14 protein-coding genes are annotated in these 19,497 nt (G+C 61.3%); 3 read left to right on the forward strand and 11 right to left on the reverse strand.

Features of this window, described 5'->3' with window-relative positions; all coding sequences use genetic code 11:
* Positions 1-300: 300 nt before the first annotated feature.
* The 4 genes from JNK74_11145 to JNK74_11160 form a co-directional block, all read right to left on the reverse strand.
* Positions 301-1,656 (reverse strand): Gfo/Idh/MocA family oxidoreductase, encoded by a 1,356-nt coding sequence (locus tag JNK74_11145; GenBank protein MBL7646734.1) that lies wholly within the window; start codon positions 1,654-1,656, stop codon positions 301-303.
* 21 nt (positions 1,657-1,677) lie between these two features.
* Positions 1,678-3,324: a PmoA family protein gene (locus tag JNK74_11150; protein ID MBL7646735.1), complete on the reverse strand. Its 1,647-nt coding sequence runs from the start codon at positions 3,322-3,324 to the stop codon at positions 1,678-1,680.
* A 15-nt stretch (positions 3,325-3,339) separates the two neighbouring features.
* A complete protein-coding gene (locus tag JNK74_11155) occupies positions 3,340-4,551 on the reverse strand; it encodes a hypothetical protein (protein ID MBL7646736.1) in 1,212 nt (403 codons plus the stop codon).
* A gap of 113 nt (positions 4,552-4,664) precedes the next feature.
* Entirely contained in the window at positions 4,665-5,489 is an 825-nt protein-coding gene (locus tag JNK74_11160; GenBank protein ID MBL7646737.1) for a sugar phosphate isomerase/epimerase, read from the reverse strand.
* A gap of 718 nt (positions 5,490-6,207) precedes the next feature.
* Between JNK74_11160 and JNK74_11165 the strand changes: the two genes are divergently transcribed.
* Together JNK74_11165 and JNK74_11170 are read left to right on the forward strand one after the other, a co-directional pair.
* On the forward strand, positions 6,208-6,975 hold the full coding sequence (locus tag JNK74_11165; protein MBL7646738.1) for an SUMF1/EgtB/PvdO family nonheme iron enzyme: 768 nt from the start codon (positions 6,208-6,210) through the stop codon (positions 6,973-6,975).
* Positions 6,976-7,032: 57 nt separating this feature from the next.
* Positions 7,033-8,382 (forward strand): Gfo/Idh/MocA family oxidoreductase, encoded by a 1,350-nt coding sequence (locus JNK74_11170; GenBank protein MBL7646739.1) that lies wholly within the window; start codon positions 7,033-7,035, stop codon positions 8,380-8,382.
* Positions 8,383-8,471: 89 nt separating this feature from the next.
* Here the strand turns inward: JNK74_11170 and JNK74_11175 are convergent, their stop codons facing one another.
* From JNK74_11175 to JNK74_11205, 7 genes are all read right to left on the reverse strand, one after another.
* The gene (locus JNK74_11175) at positions 8,472-9,812 is read right to left on the reverse strand and encodes a Gfo/Idh/MocA family oxidoreductase (GenBank protein ID MBL7646740.1); all 1,341 of its coding nucleotides are present in this window, start codon (positions 9,810-9,812) and stop codon (positions 8,472-8,474) included.
* An 85-nt stretch (positions 9,813-9,897) separates the two neighbouring features.
* A complete protein-coding gene (locus JNK74_11180) occupies positions 9,898-12,960 on the reverse strand; it encodes a hypothetical protein (protein ID MBL7646741.1) in 3,063 nt (1,020 codons plus the stop codon).
* Between the two features lie 491 nt (positions 12,961-13,451).
* Positions 13,452-15,029 (reverse strand): hypothetical protein, encoded by a 1,578-nt coding sequence (locus JNK74_11185; protein ID MBL7646742.1) that lies wholly within the window; start codon positions 15,027-15,029, stop codon positions 13,452-13,454.
* A gap of 104 nt (positions 15,030-15,133) precedes the next feature.
* Positions 15,134-15,661, reverse strand: coding sequence for a YeeE/YedE family protein (locus JNK74_11190; GenBank protein ID MBL7646743.1), 528 nt, complete (start codon positions 15,659-15,661; stop codon positions 15,134-15,136).
* A 1-nt stretch (position 15,662) separates the two neighbouring features.
* Positions 15,663-16,199: a YeeE/YedE family protein gene (locus tag JNK74_11195; GenBank protein ID MBL7646744.1), complete on the reverse strand. Its 537-nt coding sequence runs from the start codon at positions 16,197-16,199 to the stop codon at positions 15,663-15,665.
* Positions 16,200-16,334: 135 nt separating this feature from the next.
* A complete protein-coding gene (locus JNK74_11200; protein ID MBL7646745.1) occupies positions 16,335-17,090 on the reverse strand; it encodes a methionine synthase in 756 nt (251 codons plus the stop codon).
* An 18-nt stretch (positions 17,091-17,108) separates the two neighbouring features.
* Positions 17,109-17,777 carry a corrinoid protein gene (locus JNK74_11205; GenBank protein ID MBL7646746.1) on the reverse strand — a complete coding sequence of 223 codons (669 nt, stop codon included), beginning with the start codon at positions 17,775-17,777 and terminating at the stop codon, positions 17,109-17,111.
* 264 nt (positions 17,778-18,041) lie between these two features.
* On the opposite strand from JNK74_11205, the gene JNK74_11210 reads away from it, so the two are divergent.
* Positions 18,042-19,475 carry a hypothetical protein gene (locus tag JNK74_11210; GenBank protein MBL7646747.1) on the forward strand — a complete coding sequence of 478 codons (1,434 nt, stop codon included), beginning with the start codon at positions 18,042-18,044 and terminating at the stop codon, positions 19,473-19,475.
* Positions 19,476-19,497 lie beyond the last annotated feature (22 nt).

The following is a 19,497-nucleotide window of genomic DNA, read 5'->3' on the forward strand; positions in this document are numbered from 1 at the left end:
GCTATATCTTAAAGGGCCTCGGACATGTCTGAGGCAGAGTGCGCCTCGGTCGACAGCGCCCAACAGGAGGTCCAGTGCCACTACATCGTAATCGAAGTCATTCCCACGAAAGTGGGAATCCAGAAAGCGGCGAAGTACACGTCGCAAGTTCTCGCCATCCCCACTTTCATAAGGATGACACCCCCCAGATTGCTTCACTAATTCACTGTGCCCTTTGAACATTAAGATGGGCGTTATCTCAGGCAGGAATGACTAAGCCCCTTTGGTGTTGCCTCTCTTGGGGGCGCATGTTCAATCGCTTCAGCTCACCATGTCCTTGTGTAGATCCCAGGGCGCGCGGACGGGCCGGCTGAGCATGGCGGTGGCTTCGGTATCGTCGAGGATCTGCTCCTTTTCCGGGTTCCAGCGCAGCGGGCGGTTGAGCCGGATCGCGATGTCGCACAGATGGCTTATCGTGTCGGAGCGAATGGCGGCTTCGAGGGGGCTCACGGGTGTCTCTCCCGTCTTCGCGCAGTGCAGGAGATCGCCCATGTGGCTCGTGGTCTCTTTCAGGCGTACATCGCTCTCTTTGAATTTCACCTTCAGGATGTCAGGGTTGCTGGCCAGGATACCGCCGCGATCGACGCTGACCCAGCCCTCGCTTCCGAAGAAGGTCGTGCCGTGGTCCTTCCAGGGGCGGTAGACCGAAACAATCGGCTCCGCTACGCGGTGTCCCATGAAGCGGAGCTTCACGCCGCTTTCATAGACGCATTCCGTGTCCCAGGACTCGATGGTGTCGTAGAGTCCCTGTGTAGGGAGGCTTCCCGTGCCGCTGTACTGCACGGGGCTCGTGTGGTCTGTGCCAAGCCCCCATTGGACGATATCGAGGGGGTGGGCGCCCCACCCCGCGATAAAGCCCAGGGCGTAGTCGTAGAGGTGATAGGTGCCGTAGCAGGTACAGCGATCGACGGTGTAGGTTCGCTCGGGCGACGGGCCGGTCCAGCGATCAAAATCAAATCCTTCGGGGACCGGCGCAGGCTCCGTACTGCCGTACTGGGGCACACTGAAGGCGGCGTACTGGCTGGAAATATCGGCGCACCACGCATCCACGCGGGAAACCTCGCCGATGTAGCCGTTGCGGACGAGTTCGCAGGCCTGGCGGAACTGGGGCGCGGAGCGTTGCTGGGTGCCATACTGGATGACGGTTCTGTGCTCCGCCGCGACGCGGCGCAATTCCCAGGCCCACTCCATGCTCACGCCCAGGGGCTTCTCCACATAGATCGCCTTGCCCGCGCGCGCCGCCGCAATCGCGATGGGCACGTGCCAGTGATCGGGCGTGGCGATGATCACGGCGTCGATGTCCTTCCGGGCGAGCACCTCGCGAAAGTCGGCATAGGCCTGGACCATGTTGCCTTTGTAAAAGGTATTCAGCTTGTCCCGAGTGGATTCCCGCCGATCCGTGTAGCAATCGCTCACGGCGAGAAACTGGGCCTCCGGTCGGTGCACGGCGTCATTGAGCAGACCGCTTCCGCGCCCGCCCGCGCCGATGAGGGCGATGTTAACGCGATTGCTGGGCGCATCGTTGCCCCAGGCGCGCGCGGGAAGAATCAGGGGCACCGCGAGCGCGGCCGACGACCATTTCAAGAAATCCCTGCGTGAAGACGGGTGCGTTTTCATGGTGTAACTCCCGGGGACCTGTTATTGTTTCGGTTGAGCGGCGTTCATGACGGCCATTTCCTGACGGAGCCGGTGGCTGTTCCACACGCCGGGATGGACGACAATACGGTAGTGAAGGGCGAGCGTCTCCCCCACTTTGAGGGTGCGGGGCGCGCGGTAGAGCAGAGCGGGACTGAAGTAATGAAAGTTGTTGTCCGGCTGCGCGATGACATACCAGGGTGACGACGGGGCGTTGCTTCCCTCGCGCAACAGCATGGCAAGACCCACGGGGTGGCCATCAATCACGCCACTGAAATCCAGAGCGCGGGCGTCGAGATTCGCCTGGGGCGCGTCCAATGCCACAGGGCCCGCTTCCGAGTTTACTTCCGCGTCGATCATCAGGCTGAAGCGCATGGAAAGACCGGCGTAGCCGCCCCAGGATTTTCCTTCCGGCTCGCCCTCGATGGGCGTGCGGTCCAGCACCACATCGGCATTCAGGGCCTTGAAAGTCGCATCCCAGTCGATGGTGCAGGCGCCCATCCAGTCCGGTGGAGAAAGATGTAGCGTCCGCGACTCTGCCAGCACAGGCTTTCCCGGATCGATTTCGTAGCGCAGGTTGAATTGAACGACGGCGGAACCATCGGCCTGTGTGTCAATGACGGGCGCGTCCCAGAGCGTCCTGCCGTCGGGCAGTCCAGTTTCCCGGCTCTCTTCCCAGAAGTTAACGCCATTGATAAACTTCCAGGAGAACCACAGCGCGTGGTGCCAGGGGTGATCCGGCGGGGCTTCCCAAGTCAAGGCCGGGCCTTCAGCCAGGGCCAGGGGGTGAAAATAGGGCTTCCGGGCGTCCTTCCCGAAGTTCAACTGCCAGAGGGTGGCGCCGTTCAGTTTCAACGCTAGTGCTTCACCCGTCTGAGTCCATTCGAGGTTCCGGGGCGCTGGTGGAACGGAGCCCGTTGCGGCCCAGGCCACCGCGCGCCGGAGCAGCGTGGCAAAGGCGGGATGGCTCATGGCGCGGACGTGATGGCCGAGGAGGAAGTTCACGCTGCGGCCCTTGCCGAAGTCTCGACTGAAGAGAATCGGCTCTTCGTTTCCGGTGCCGCGAAATTCCGGGTCGGACCAGGCCGTGGCGAGCACCTGGGCCTCCGGGGGAACGGGAACCTTGTGCCAGAGCTCGTCGAAGGTGGTGAAGTCCGCCATGCCTTCGGTGATGGGATGCGCCACGCCGGATGATTTCACGGTAAAGTGATGCTGCTTCCCGTGTCCCGTGTTCTGGAGGTCCCAGGCGGTGATCGCCATCTTCTGGTAGTCCGCCCAATCGTAGAACGAGGAAGACCCGGCGTGGACGGAGACGAAGCCCTTACCTCCGGCGACGAACTCGATCAGCGCGCTCCGCGCCGCTTCGGGCCAGCCTGTGGCGGCGGCATCGCCCCAGTTGTTCCAGTTGCTCAGGATCACGTCGAATCCAGCGAGGTACTCGGCTGTCATGGTCTCGGGTTTATCGAGCACCGCGACCTCGGCCCCACCCTCCTTTTCCAGGATCTCGCGCAGCTTCGGCGTCGTCTCCCGCCACTCGTGGTTATTCTGTCCGCTCAGGAGCAGCACCTGAAGCGGATCGGCGAATGCGGGGGCAACCAGGCAAACGACCACCAGGGCCAAAGACCAGATTGAGATTGTATGGACGCGCATTGTGTATACCCTCGATCAGTACTCCGCTTCGATGGGAATCTTGAGCCTTGAAAGCTCGCTCTTTTTCCACGCGTAATCTGTGACGCCGTTACCACCCGCCATTCGATTGGGGCGCCGGACCGAAGCCACCTTCACGGCGCGGAGGCTGCGGGCCCACATCTCTGTCGACGATAAGTTACCGAGCATGGACGCCCGATCGAGGTCCCCCGGGTAGCTCGAAGGTGAGAAGCCGGCGGTAAATGCCGGGGCGTAGGTCCGCCGAAACTCATCGCACAGCCCCGTCACTTCCGCGCCTATAGCCGCCTTATCCCAGATGTCGACATGGCGACTATCTTTCAGATAAGCGAGGAAAGTCCGCAGCCCGGCGGTGGGCTGTCCCGCATCGACGGGCAACTCACCCAGGGCCATGGTCAGGGACTTCTCCATCATCCTGATACTTCTGAAAACGTCCGTGTTCAACTGGCCCGCGTCGCCATAGGAAAGCAACGCTCCGTCCAGGTAGATAAAGGGAATCAGGCCGTTGGAAACCACCACCTCGGAGGTCGCCGAGAAGCGCCGCGCCAGCCGGTCGCCCCGTGAGGGGCCGCCGCCGAAGGGGTGATAGTGCCCCATCGCCACGATGGCTTCTCCCCGCAGCCACAAGGCCACTTCGTCGCCCAGATAGGGTATTTCCTTGTAGTCCATATAGGTCCCGAGCGATTGGGCGAGCGCATCGGGCAGCAATGCGTTCCAAGTGCGCAGTGCCACGTGCCGGTAGCCGCCGTCGGGCGCGCGGACGATGGCGAAAATCATTCCTCCGCTTGAATCGCGCATATCGCCGCAGATCTCCTCTCGATAGCGGGCCACCTGCACCTCCGAAGTGAGGAAAGCCGAGAGTTCATTCCCGCCCTCGCCCGGCGCGAAGAAGCACGCCGCATAGCGTTGGGCCAGGAAAGCGTAGACCGAGAGCGGATGGCTCGGCGCCAGGGCCATGGGAAGAGACGCAACGACGGCCAGGACCACCGCCACAAAGCGGTGCGCGCGCAGGGTGCGGGAAATGCGCCGGGCGAACAGGGTTGCGCGAATTCCATTGCGTTCAAATCCTCCGATCCAGCTTCCAACTGTGAAGGGGTGTTTCCACAGGGCGTTCAGGAGACGCTGACGCTCGCTCCAGCGGCCTTCGGCGGCATGGACCCAACCCTTGGAAATGCCACAGGGCGAGCTTGATATTCCCGTACTGCAAAACATGTTGGAATCCCCAAAACTACCAGGTTTCCAGATACTTCAACGACACTTACAATTCGCGCTCCCCTTCGGGGGCGGATGGCCGTCCTCGCCCCGGCGGAAGACGCCGGGCCGCTTCAGCCCTTCACCAGATTCCGCAAGTGAGCGATGCTCCGCGCGGCCTGCTCCACCGTCCCGCACTCGACGGAGAGCACGATGTCGCGGGGGGCCTTCCGACACGAGTCGATGACCTCGGCCCAGTCGATTACGCCATCGCCGCAGGCACAGCCCACCGGCGTACCGGTAACGCGCCCGCGCTCGGTGTGGGACTGCTCCATGGAGATGTCCTTCGCATGGAGATGGACCAGGCGGTCCAGGACGCGGTTCAGCCAGTCTATGGGATCTTCACCCGACAGGTAGCTGTTGCCCGTGTCGAAGTTGATCCCGATGGATGGCGATTCGACGAGCCCCCAGATCCGGTCCAGCCCTTCGGGGGTCTTGCTGTATTGCTGGTGGGGTTCAATGCCGATGAGAATTCCACGGGACTCGGCCAGTGGGGCCGCCTCCCGCAGCACGTAGCGCATGAGGACGTGATCCTCCTCCGCCGTGGTCCAGACAGGTTTCGGTCCTTCGTCGGTGTTGACGACCGGAGCGCCGCACTCCGCGGCGAAGCGGACTGCCTGCTTGAGATACTCGGTGCTGATTTCCGGTTTACAGAGGGGCGTGTGCGTGGACAGACCGGAGAGGCGCACCCCCGCGCGCTCGCAGGCGCGCTTGATCCGGTAGGGATCGTCCAGCATCGAGACGCTGTGAAAGTAGCCCGCTTCACTAAGCAACTCTCGCCCCCAGTGAACCATGGGCTCCACGAACTCATAGCCGAGGCTTGCGGCTTTTTCCACCGCCCACTCGAAGGGCTTGTCCGCGTGGCGGACAAATTCCAGGTTAATTCCGATTCCGATCATGACTGCAAAGCCTCCATAGTCGACAGACCGTCAAGCAGCGGGGTCAGATATGTTCAATACACTTTTGTTCAATTGTTGCCATCAGCCGGACAGTGACCTGCCTGCCGAACACTGATCGTTGCTTCCTTCCGGGCCATTCCCGCGTCCTGGGGCCTGTATACTTTGGCGGTTGGTGAAAGCGGGAGCGGCTTTTCTCTGGAATCTGTCTTTATTGATGCATTTACCATGCCAGTACAGGAAGGCCGCGCGGCGCCGAGTTTCCGGGTATCGTTTTTGCTTCTCCATCGCGTTGAAGGGGTGTATACTCACCCCGTTCACTCAAGCGCATTGGATCAAGTTCGGGGAACCTGCGATGTTACGTGCTTCCATGGTTGTGCTGGCCCTTGCGGCTGGATTTTCGATTCAAAGCAGTGCCCAGTGGCTGCCCGTCGACGGCGCCAACGCCTGGGAGGAACCCACCGAGTTGGCGGGGCCGCGTGTCATCATCGAATACACGCTGAATGGCGCGGACCTCTCACCGAAGACGCCCGCCTACGTTTTCATTCACTACCGGATCGCGCCCGAGGCCCCCTGGCGATTGCTTTCGCCGGAAAATCTTCAGGGAAACGGCGTGGGCATCGTGGAAGAAGCGGGCGCGAAAAAGGTGATCTGGTGGGGCACGGCGGAGCGCGATTTCCCCGCCCTGGCCGGCGCGGAGTTTCGCGTGCGCGCCATCGCCATGGCGCGGGTGCCCGGTGGCGAATTCGCCATGAAGAGCCTCGCGGGACAGGGCCGCGATCAATCCGGCAAGAACCCGCAGAGGTCGTCCCTTCCGCTCTATCACATCGGGCGCTACGAAACCACGACAGGCATGTACGTGGACTATCTCAATGAGGCCGGCATCGGTGGAACGGGCTTCAACACGAAGATGGAAAATCTGGAGCGATGCGGCATTGTGAAAGGCGCGGATGGCGTCTTCACCGCCGCGCCGGGCCGGGAAAACTATCCCGTGTCGTATGTATCGTGGTACGACGCCGCCGGATTTCTGCGGTGGTGCGGCCTGCGCCTCCCGGATGAAGCGGAGTGGGAAAAAGCCTATCGGGGAGGGAACTTTCTGGATGGCGACGAACAGAAGCAGGAACCGAATCCGAATGTGAATCGCCGGTATCCCTGGGGCGACGAGCTTCCGAACGACGGCGGCATACAGCGTTGCAACTACGACGGCGAAGGGGACGGCTTCGCCAGTACGGCGCCCGTGGGCAGTTTTGCGGCGTACACCAGCCCGTACGGCGTCCACGACATGGCGGGCAACGTGAACGAGTGGACACTGAACTGGTACACCACGCCGTACCATACGGGCCTTGACGGTTATCGTGTGGTGCGCGGCGGCTCGTGGCTCGACTTGCCGGAAGGCTGCGACGGTGTGTCGGGCGCGACCACCCTGCCGTTGAAGGAAGGCGGCACGATGGGCTTTCGCGGCGTGTATGCGCCGTCTCCGGCACCCTGACCTTAACGACGCGACGCTGAACCCGCGCCGCGTCGATCACCTTGAAAGGGCGACACAATGAGCACGTTGAAACGAAGAAGCTTCATCAAAGGGTCACTGGGCGCGGCGGCGACGCTGGCCGCTCTGAGCGCGGCGCGATCAACCGCGGCCCAGGACAAGGTGGTGGTGGGGGTGATGGGCCTCGGCGGGCGTGGACGTTCCCTGCTGACCAGCCTCGTCATGAGCTCCAATGTTCACATCAAGTACATCTGCGACGCCGACACGCGCTGTGCGGGACCTGCCACCGAAATTGTGATGGAGGGGCACGAGTACCGGCCGACCTTCGTGCAGGACTTTCGGAAAATGCTGGAAGATCCCGAGGTGGATGCGATTGTGGTGGCCACTTCGGATCGGTGGCACGCCCTGGCGACGATTATGGCCTGCCAGGCGGGCAAGGACGTCTACGTCGAGAAGCCCCAGTCGATGAGCATCTGGGACGGCCAGCAGATGATCGCGGCGGCTCGGAAGTATGAGCGCATCGTGCAGGTGGGCATGCAGACCCGAAGCGGCCCCTACCTCCAGTCGGCGCTGGAATACATTCAGAGCGGGAAACTCGGCGATGTGATGCTGGCGCGGGTCTATCTCATGCAGGCGGGCGGACCCAACGCCTTGCCTCCGGAAGAGCCGGTCCCCGAGGGTATTGACTATGATCTCTGGTGCGGCCCCTCCCCCATGATGCCCTACCGGCCGGGTCGCTGGTTCCAGAATTACTGGGATTTCTACAACGGCGAACTGACGGGCGACCTGATTCATCAGGTGGATCTGGCGCGTCTGTTAATCGGCAAGAAGGCACCGAACAGCGTCTTCAGCGCGGGCGGGGTATACCGCTACAACGACGGTCGGGAACAGCCCGACACCCAATTCTCCACACTGGAGTTTGACAAGGTCACGATGATGATCGAGGGCGGCTTCTGGTGCCCCTACAACCACCGCATCGTGCTGCTGCCGGACAAGAGCAAATTTCCGGACTGGGAATTCTGTGCGACGAAGATCGAGATCCTCGGCACCCAGGGGCTCATGTATTTCGGACGCCATGGCGGCGGCTGGGAAGTGTATGAGGGCGACGAGAAGACACGCTCCACCCACCCCGTGGCCTCGGAGCTTTCGGAGTACAAGTGGGACGAGATGACGCCGCTCCACTTCGAGAATTTCTTCCAGTGCATTCGTGATCGCAAGGCGCCGAATGCGGACGTGGCCGATGGGCATCTCTCCATGAACTTGTGCCACCTGGCCAATCTTTCGAACCGGCTGAACAACCAGAAGTTGCGTTGGGATGGTGAGAAGGAAGTCTTCATCGACAACGATGACGCGAACCGGCTTCTGCGGGCGAATTACCGGACGCCGTGGGTCATTCCTGAAACCGTATAGAACTCCAGGGCGCCTGGATCCCTTCCGCGGAAGGATTTCAGGCGCCCGTTCCATATTCTGACGTGGCAGCGGCGTGGCCGACGACGGTTTCAGACCTGTTCCGGCACCACCCAGGGATCGCGATAGGTACGCTTCACGTATTGATTGCCCGCTTCCTCGTTGAAGTACTCTGTTTCCGGGTTGATCGTCAACGTCTGGCCAGAACGAAAGGCGGCGTTTCCGTAGAGGCAGAGCAGGGTCGACTTGTGCAGCTTCTCGATGTCCGCCGTGGGCTGCTGTCGTGAGCGGATGCATTCGATATAGTTGGCGATGTGGGCGGTGTTGGACGGGCTGAATTTTCCGTGGTGGATTTTCACGGATTGCCCGTCGGCGTCGAAACACTGCCATCCCCCGCCGTGCCGGCTGAAGTACATGACCTGTTTTGTGCCGTAGAACTCGATACGCGTTCCGCTGAAGGGCCAGTTGGGCAGAATATCCAGATCGCGCACTTCCAGCGGCGTCTTCTTCATGTAGGGCGCCCAGTTCGCCTGCTCGAAAACCATCGTCAGCCCGTCGTAGTTCCAGATTACGCTGTGAGTGTCGGGTGTCTCCTGGGCGTCGTCAAAATGATAGAGGCCGCCCGCGGACGACACTGACTTCGGGTAATCCCGGTCGATCAACCATCGCGCGACGTCGATCTGGTGCACGCCGTCGTTGATGATGTCGCCACCCGAATAGTCCCAGAACCAGTGCCACGCATAGTGGAAGCGATTCTTATTAAAGGGCCGCTCCGGCGCGGGCCCGAGCCACATGTCGTAATCAACACCGGCGGGCACCTCGCTATCCTCCGGTCGCCCTATGTTGCTTCGCTCCTTGCTGTTCAGCACACGCACAAAGTGCAGATCGCCGAAGTCCGCCGATCTCAGGTAGTCGAAGGCGGCGTACACATAGTCGTTACTTCGATTCTGAGCACCCACCTGAACCACGCGGTTGTATTTGCGCGCGGTCTCGACCATCTTCTGGCTCTCCCAGATGCTGTGGGCCGTGGGCTTCTCCACGTACATGTCCTTGCCCGCCTGACACGCCAGAATCGTGGCCAGGGCGTGCCAGTGATCCGGCAGCGCGCCCACGACCCCGTTCACTTCCGGGTCGTCCAGCATGTGGCGAAAATCCTGGGAGGTCTTCACTTCCCTGCCCGTGATGCCTTGCAATTTCTTCGCCGCATCCGCGAGCCGGTTCGCGTCGCAATCGGTCAGCCAGCGAATCTCCACGTCGTCACGGCGCGCAAACTCGTCCATGAGAAACTGGCCGCGACCGCCGCAACCCATGAAGCCGATAATCACGCGATCATTCGCACCCGCGACATTGATCGACGGCCCCGCGCCCGCCAGGGCCGTGGCCACGCCCACATTTCTCAGAAATCCGCGCCGACTCAGGTTCACCTGTGCCATGTTGTGGTCCTCCTCATTCCGGCCCGCGACTCCCGGTGTCTGGCAGGCGCCAGTCACCGGGAGCTCAGACATTCAGGGCAGACGATTATTCCGTGGTGACGGGTATTAACTCGAAGGGGCTGAACAGCCCATAGGCCACGTTGCTGTACTCCGTTCCGGCGGGCGGCCCCGCTTCAGGGGCCTTACGGAAGTGCTCCGGCCCGGCAAGTCCCGGCGCGGCATTGCCGTGGAAGGGACCCATGGTGTTGCGGGGCGTACCGATGACGAGCACCTCCACGGTGTTGGCGCCCGATTTGATTAGTCCTTTCAGATCGCAGGTCCAAGGCTGACGCCAGATGTAACCCGCGGAAGTCCCATTGACACGCACCTCGGCCACGCTGCCACACCAATCCGAGAGTGCGACACGATAGATACCGGCTGCATCCGCGATCTCATAGGTCTGGGCGTAGCACACGGTGTCACCGTACATGGGCATACCCTGATCGCGCCAGGGGCCGGGCTGGAGCGCTTTGGCGGTGGTTATGCTGAATCCCTTCTCAACGGCCTCCAGTGCGAAGTCTCCGAGCACATAGATCGCCGCGATTTCGTGCAGCATGGTGAAGGGCGTGGCCGCCAACTCCAGCGTGTTCTCCCCTTCGCGCGCCAATTGCCCGACGTCAATCACGCCAAAGGACTTGTCAAACCACCAGACTCCGGGAAGGGCGCCGACCGCCTTTCCATTGAAGGTCATCGTGTAAAGATCCGGACTCTCCACCACAACACGCAGGCCCGCGGGCGGGGTCCCGGCGATGTTGAAGCGATAGGTCGCCGTGAAGCCGCTCCCTTCGGGAAAGGACTTGCTGATGAGGTCGTCTTTGAATTGGACGGCGTGATCCCAGGGATTGTGATCGAGGCCGTGCTGCTGAAAGGCGAACTCGGCCGCGCGGCTATAGTGGATGCCTTGCAGGGATTTGCCCTGGGCCGACACATCGACAAAGTCAACGGTGAGTACGTTGGGCTCGGTGGCCTTGACAGCCATTGGCGCCGTGGCTGCCACCGGACCGCCTGCGATTCTGGTCACCACCGGCGCGGCGTCCTCGCCGTTGGTTTGCCATTCGAGCAGCAGACTTCCCGCAGGGGGTAGTTCAAAAGTGACCGGTTCGCCGGCGGCGGCGTAGGGCGCAATCTCGCCACTTTCCAGATTCCATTGCCGCACGGCAAGTCCGCCACTCGACAGGGTGCCCCGAGTCGGATTCTCCAAACTGCTGTTGACCAGGAAGAGCAGTTGCCCGCCGTCGAACTGGCGCCGATGATGATAGAGTATCCCTTGATCCCCTGCGGCGCGTTGAACGATTGCACTGTCCCCCAGGAGCGTGTCTGCGATGGTATCGGTAGAGGCTACGGTCCATCCGGCGGCCATCTTCGCGACCGCTTCGGACTTCACACCACCGATATAGCTGGGCGAGTCGCCCGCACAGGAGTAGACGATGCCGCCGTTCTTAACAAACTTCTCCAGCAGCGCGGCGGTTTCCTTGTTGAGATTTTCCAGCAGGGGCGGAATGACGATGGTATGGTATGCCCGCTCGCCCACGACGAAGCGGTTGCCCTTTACCGCACCGTGATCGGCGATAATGTCTTCGCAGCCCAGATCAAACTCCACCTGGGCCTGGGCCAGCTTCACCACGAGCGCCTGAAAGGCGTCGCCCAGGGCCGCGCGGGTATCCGCCGGTTCTCCCTGGTACATCCACGCCGTTGTGGTGGGCTCCAGCACGAGGATTTCATTGACCTGTTCGCCGTGGGTAAGTGCAGCGGAGAGGCGCGCGAAGTAGGTTGCGGGGACGTGGTAGGCCTCCCACCAGGGGCTGTGATAGGAGAAGGACGGCGGGTAATCGGCCTTGCGCGCGCCGCGCATGGAGATGCGCGACAGGTGCTCGTCCATGGTGTTGACACCCAGCACATAGAGCCAGTCGCCGATGCGCTTCATGTCTTCAAAGCGCGTTTCCCATCCTGCGCCTCCGTAGGCCTCGCAGAGGGTGCGCTCCTTGCCGAGCTGATTGGCCACGCTGGAGAGCTCCAGCACCGACCGCGTGTTGCCAAACTGGGCGTGGACGCCTTCGTCATACTGGTTGAACAGGGTGTCGATGGCCGGGCGCTGGTGCCAGGCATACATCGCCATGTTGTCCGGCGCCGTGGTGGCGTCCGGCCAGCCGTGTTCCCAGTAGTGCCCGGTAAATTCGATGCCTTTGGATTCGCAGTAGTCGTAGTAGGGCCTGGCCCAGCGCTCGACAAAAAGGTCCAGCAGGGTCTGGTAATAGTTGTGACGAACCCGACGCCAATCCCCCACCGGCTTCGAAAGGCTCGCCAGATTCTCCGTGAGGCTGTAGCCCCAGCGCTTCGAAAACTGCTCCGGCAGATCGGGGGTCCAGTGAAGCTGTCCGCCGGGACGCAGGTGGGGTTCGTCAGTGAATACGCCCGGCATGCGCTTGCCAAACTGGTCACCGATTTCACGCTCGTAAGCGCCCATGGTAATTTCGAGAAACTTCTGGGTTACACCGGGGTGCAGCAGGTCTACATAGCTCCATCCGCCGAACCAGGGCGACTCTTTGGCCAATTCGATGCGCACGGCGAGGTAGGAACCTGGCCCCGATAGGGCGCCGGACTTGACCGAAGCCGTAACCTCCGTGCTCTGCTCGCCGTCAATTCGAAAGACGGCCAGCATGTCCTCCGTCCACGCCGGTGGCGCATCGAGGGGCTCGAATTTCAGTCCGATGCCACGGGACTCCGGCATCGCCTGGGGCACGTAGCCCCCGGCAAACCCGGACGGGTAGGAGTTTTCGTCGTAGATCCAGATGTTCATGTCCAGACGCTCAGCGGTCTCCAGCGCCTTTTTCCAGAGCCGGAACCAATCGTCGGACAGGTAGGGCGTCATGAGACCGGGGCGGGGATGGATGAAGGGCTGTCGGACATTCTGGGATGCGAGATCCTCCAGCGTGGAGACGATCTGCTCCTCGGTCAGCATGTCGTTCCAGACCCAGAGCGGACCGGTGGTGTACTCGCGGGTGGGATTGGCAAAGAGGGTGCGAAGTTCAGACAAGTCCTCGGACATGGCGTTCCCCAGTACCCCCAGGGTGGTCAGTGATAGCGTAACCAGCATAGAGCGCGCACGCATGGCGGCATTCCCTTTCGAAAGGTTAGCTGCCAACCTGCCATTGTGTGGATCTTAGCACGCCCGCGACCGCGATCCAACTATGTTTTCGCGTCCGGTTGCTCGGACCGCGGCCCAATGTTTCACGACGACGGCCACAAAGAGCACGAAGAAGAATCGGGAGGAAAGAAATCACCCCCCGACTGCGATTCCTCCTGCGAGCCAGGCAATTCCAGTTCCACGTCAATTCTTACTTGTCTTTGCGCCTTCGCTTGCGGGAAATTCAGTAACCACCGGTAGAACCGGTGGTATGAGGAAGGCCCCTGAAAGGGGCCGCGGTGGAAGTATATACTGTCAAAGGCGGTTAGCCTCGTGCATTATTGTCTCAAAGATTGACGGTGGAGCGGTGGAGCCTGCTGAATTCTCGCCGGCATTGCCGGTGGGTCAGCTTGGATTTAGAATGCATACAAGGATTTACCGAGCGCCCTCCGAAGGCCTGCAGCAGGGTAATCTCGCTATTTTTCGCCAAACCACCAAGAATAAAAGCTGCCCTTCCTCAGGGTGAATCGCAGGCGCACCTCTTTTCCCCGGATCGTATCCAGCGCCCCACGCTCCCAGACCAGTTCGGCCTGCGGATGATCGCCTGAAATCACCGTCGACTCCGCGAGCGCCTCTCCCCCATCCATTAGCACTTCCGCGCGAATTTCGCCGCCGTAGGCATCCACGTTTACCCACAGAGCGCCCTCCGGCATCGTGAATGGCGGCGTCTTAACGGTCCCGGGGGTTTCGCCCGCGTCGAGCGAGATGAAGCCATCTCGACGGAGCACCGCGAGGCAGACCGCAAAGGCGTCCGAGGCCACGCCCTTGTTCAAGGCGAGCCCGTAATTCATTCCGCCGGTGTAGTAGAACCAGAGCTCGTCCCCGCGGACTATGGGAAACGAAGGGGGCAGCACGCAGGCCAGATCATAGGCCCCGCTACCGAGTTTGGAGGAGGCGAGAAAGGGCTGGCGATCGCCGAGACGTTGCCACTCTTTGAGGTCACGGCTGGCCATCAGTTGCACTTCGTGGAAGCCGCTCCAGTCTCCACTTTCCTTGTAGCCCTTTACCATGTCCGGTGGGATACGCGGGTCGTCAAAGCCTGGCCAGTCCTTCGGGACCTTACCGGTCTGATGATAGAAGGACGGCATGGCAATATATAGCCCCTCATATCGAAACACGGAAACGTTGTACACATCCACATTGTAGGTTTCCGGGATATTGTGGGAAGGCTGCTGAAGCGCAGGGTCGGCGAAGCGGGCGGCGATGTTCTTTCGGCCGATCTCCTGATCGAGATCGTCCGCGTGAAAGGTCAATACCGGTTCCGTCCAGTGCTCGAAATCCTGGCTGGTGATAATCACATGGGAACGCCCGTGGGGACCCCACGTTTTCAACGTGGCGATGAAGGTATGGGTCCGGGTATCGTAGCTCAGATTGGACTCATCGCTCGACTTCAGCTTTGGAACATCGAGCAGGGTCCAGTGAATGCCATCCGGGCTCACCATCGGCTCCCGGTCGTAGCAATGGGCGAAGCCCTTGAATCGACGGGCGGGATCGGGGTCGTCCGGATCGTAGACCACATTCTCAATGGCATTTGCCGGCCACTCCCGCGCGGGATCGGGCGTCACCAGATTGTTCTCCAGCGAACCCCGCACTTCCTTCTGTCGCAGGGCGGGTTTGGTCCAGTGAAGCCCATCGACGCTCTCAGCGTAGGCGGTTCCGCTGCTCCCGTCCGTCCGCGAGGCCAACAGCCAGAGTTTGAAGACCTTCGCCTCCGGGTCCCATGCGGGCGCGCTCCGGGTCTGGAGCGAAGTCTCGTCGGGCGGCGTGGGTCGGAGCACCGCGCCCCGTTTCACGGGCGTGTGCATCGTGCGCGAAAGATTCTCGATGATCGCGATACCTGCATCATCGAGAAACAACTGTCGCTCGCCGAGCGCGGGAGAAAAAGCTTTGGGTTCGTTGCCTGCCACCTCCTCCGCGGTTGCGCCTGCCATCAGACAGAGCGATAGCATCGCGCTCTGCAAGAGCGGACCGAAAAATCTGGGATAGACTTGCATTTGACTCTCCGACCCGCCCTCAGAAAGGCGTTAATCGCTATTTTTCAGATTATTCGCACGCAAAGGCGCGAAGGCGCAAAGACAACTTGGGCATGACTCCCGAACTACAATTTCTTCTTCTCAAACCAGGCGAACATCGCCAGCGTTCCCGCTACGAAAATGGGAATGACCACCCAGTGTGAAACGCCGAGGGACTCCGAAATACCGACTTTGCCGAAGTCTTTCCAGGCCAATACCGAGGTCAACAGCACCGGGTAGACTTCGGCGTACACGGCCGCACCGATGAGCATGCCGACTACGGCGAAGATGGCATGCCAGCGTCCTTCGGCCAACGCGCCGACGGAGGTTCCGGGGCAGTACCCCATGACGGCCCAGCCTGCGCCGAAGAGCAGGCCGCCCAGAACAACACCGCCGACGTTCATGGATTTGTGACTGAGGGTGATGATGCCCAGATCCGACAAGGCATACAGCCCGACAAGCCCCACCAGAATTGCGGACATCATGAACTTGAGGATGGTCATGTCTTTCAGGAGCATGGCGCCCACCTGCTTCTCAAATCGAAGCACGCGCCCCTTCTGCAACAGCACGCCAAAGATGACACCGGTGATGAGCCCGAGTAACAGTACGCCCATGTCAGGATTCCTTGTAGATGAAATGGGCCACAAGAGCCCCCGCGCCAAAGAACATGGCCATTGCGACCAGGCCGCTGACCGACAATTGCATCAGACCGCTCAACCCATGGCCGCTGGGGCATCCGTCCGCGAGGCGTGCGCCGAACATGGCGACAGCGCCCCCGCCAAGGGCACCCAGGGCCCGTTTACCAATGGAGTCGCCGAAACGCGCCTTCCAGGTTGGCGGGACGCTTTCCAATTTGAAGCTGGCGCTGGTGAGCGAGGAAATCAGCGCCCCCAGGAAGATGCCGACAACAAACATGAACTGCCAGTCCACTTTCACTTTCTCTTTGGTGAAATAGGCATTGCCCTCGACGTGGTCGGGCACGACGCACATTTCCACCAGACCGGCGGCGCGGACAAAGGTGGTGGATGCGCCGAGAAACTGGGTTTTCGGAATCACGTAGGTCGTTGCCACGGCCGAGGCTATCGCCAGCAAACCCACCAGCGCCCCCGCGAGGTAGGGATTCCATGCGCCTTCATCTGTTTTCCATTTCATGACACGCTCCTTCTTTTGCCGTATTCGACATGCGCCGCTCCGGGTTCGTCACAGTCAACGTCCCGATTCGCATGCTGTACGATTGTGTTCAGGTTTTCCCCGGCGATCGCCGCCACGATTCAATCGCCCTTAAGATCAGGCAAGCGTTTCCTGCTCGCCTGGTGCGCGGTCGATCACGCGCCGGAAGCAGTCCTCCATGGAGCATATCTTGCACCCGTAGGCCTCCTTCCTCACCGCGCCCCCAATTCCAATGACACCGCTCACCGACTTCTCCGGCTGCATCAATGCCGACTCCGTGAGCGTGATTCCGCAAAAGTCGGGCGGCAGCAGAGAGAACAACTTGTGCTGTTCCGAGACACTCCAGCCGCAGTATCCGGGACTGTACCGATTCGTCGTGCCCCGACCCCGATTAAGGGCCCACGCGACGATTTGCTCCTCGACCCGGTCGGCGGCCTTCTCCACAAGCTCCGAGCCAAGGGCGTCCACGAAATATGCCTGCAAGTGATCCCCGCCCCCCATGAGCTCCTGAGACCAATCGGTCATCCCTTTGCCCGCGGTCACTACGAAGAACGCAAGTGTCGCAGCGCCTTGAAGGGGCCTGGCGATGACACGCCCCGTGTGGAATTCATTTCCGCATGCGCGAAAGCCTTCCGTCTCCAGCAGAATGTCTTCCGGAGAGAAAACGCGAAAGCCGCCTTCGATCTGCGCGCGGGCCGGCGCCTCAAGCAGGAGCCGGTCGAGGTCCTCGGCGAAATGCGTCGATGCCGCGCCACCGGCATAGCCCATCCCCCGGGCGACTTCATCTGCGGTCAGACCGAGGGACGCCGCGTCAAGACGAAAGTGATAGGTTTCCGGGCCGCAGGTTGTCGTCGCTTCGCACATGGCGGACACGCTTTCCAATCCGGTGGCTCAGGCGCTCGAAGCCGACAGAAACTGGAGCGCGGATTGCGGATCGCGGGAATAATGGTCCGCGCCAATTTTCTCGCTGAATTCCTGGGTCAGGGGTGCGCCGCCCACGATCACTCTGGTGTCGGGCCGCTGCGTCTTGATCGCCTGGACAATCTTTTCCATGTTCATCATGGTCGTGGTCAGCAGGGCGCTCAGCCCCACCACACAACCCGGGTGGGCGTCGATCGCGGCGATAAACTTCTCGGCGGATACGTCCACCCCAATATCGATGACTTCCCAGCCGCCACCCTCCATGATCATGGCCACGAGGTTTTTTCCGATGTCGTGAAGATCCCCCTGGACCGTGCCGATCACGAGTGTGCCCTTGTGCTTCGTGACGCCGGAGTCGAAGAAGGGCTTCAGGTGGGCCATGCCGGCGCTCATGGCGCGGGCGGCCATGAGCAGATCGGGAACAAAGGCCTGATGCCGGCTGAACTTATCGCCGATACGGCTCATGCCGGCCATCAACCCTTCATTGAGGACGCTGTTCGGATCCAGGCCCTCGGCGAGGGCCCTGGCCGTCAATTCGTCCACCCCCTCCTGACCCTTGAGGTCGGGCGGATAGGGTGCGTCCCGGTTTACTTTTCCCCGTTCGGTGTGGAGTGCAATCAGTTCTAGCAGCGAGTCCATATTCCCTTCTCTCCGTGGCGGCCCCACCGCGAGGGAGATCGGGGACTCGGCCTCGTTGCCGTGTCGGGTACTCCCGGGCGGAGCGTCTGACCTGATCATACTCCTCGCGGGACCGTCGGGGCCACCCTAAAATCCACCCGGTCGCCACGGAGATAAGTACGGTTGCAGATTATGATTGTAAACGCGTCTCCGCCGATCTATGATAGAGGCAATGGCTCCGACTTGGGGAAGTGGGAGCGTCACGAAATACTGGGGAACAGTACGATGGGGAACGATCCCGCCCAACGCTATGCGGAACGCTTCGACCGCTATGTGACCGCGCTTAGAAACGGCAAGCCGGACCGCATTCCGATTCGCCCGTTTGCCGCCGAGTTCACCGCCAAATACGCGGGCTACACCTGCCAGCAGGTCACCCACGACTACGATCTGGCCTTTCGCGCCATGCGAAAATGCGCCACCGATTTTGACTGGGACGCAGTCCCCGCCAGCATGGTCTACGTCTGGACCGGCCTCACGCAGGCGATTGGCCTGAAGTATTACGCCACGCCGGGCGTCGAGATTCCCGCCGATACCGCCTTCCAGTTCCTCGAACCTCCCGAGGGGCAATCCTTCATGCAGGCCGATGAGTACGAGCAACTCATCGCCGATCCCACGGGATTTCTGATGAATGTCTGGCTCCCCCGCGTTTCGCGGGATGTGTGTCCCATTGGCGAGCCCGTCACGACACGCAACAACCTGTCGTTCCTCAAGGGCGGAATGGCCATGCTGGCCTACTTCAACGCCTTTCCACCCGCCATCGAGCAATTGAAGGCGGAATGCGGCACCGTCTCCGCCATCGCGGGCATCTTCAAGTCCCCCCTGGACATTCTTGGCGACAAGCTCCGGGGCTATATGGGCCTGACGATGGACCTGCTGGAGCGGCCGGAACTGGTGCTGGAAGCCTGCAAGGCCCTCATGCCGCACCTGCTCCACGTGGCGTTGACGACGGCCGACCCGGACAAGAATGTTCCCATCGGATTCTGGCTCCATCGCGGCGGCGCGCCTTTCGTGAAACTGGAGCATTTCAACACGATCAACTGGCCGACGCTGAAGCCGATCATCGAAGCCCTGTGGGCTCATGGCCACCAGACCCTCTTCTATGCCGAGGGCGACTGGGATGCCCACCTCGAAGCGTTTGCGGAGCTGCCGCCCGGCAGCATCCAGTACCATGTGGATCGCGGTGACATTCTCCAAGCCCACCGGGTGCTCGGCAAGAAGTTCTGCATCAGCGGCGGCATTCCCAACGCTCTTCTTTCCTACGGCACTCCGGAGCAGGTGACGGCCCGCTGTAAAGATGTCATTGACGCGGTCGCGGGCGACGGCGGCTATATCATGGATGCGAGCGCGATCATCCAGAACGACGCCCGCGTTGAAAACGTTCGCGCCATGACCGAATTCACCCGATCTTACGGGGTATACAGCACAACGGGTTCCTCTACAGTCCCCGCCAACCCAGGCCTGAACCCGCCCATCTCTGTCGCCGAGGCCATGGCCAGGATTCCAGTCCCGAATCTGAAGGCCGGGGCGTGCATGCCCTGGCCCGAAAAGCGCAAAGAACTGGCGCCAGTCCAGGGCGACGAACGCATACTGGAGCGAATCTGGGACAACGTGGACAGCCTTGCCAACATGTATGTCTGGCAATGCCTGCTGTCCTTCTAGGAAAATCGAGGGAGAAAGACAA

Source organism: Candidatus Hydrogenedentota bacterium (genome assembly GCA_016791475.1).
GTDB lineage: Bacteria > Hydrogenedentota > Hydrogenedentia > Hydrogenedentales > JAEUWI01 > JAEUWI01.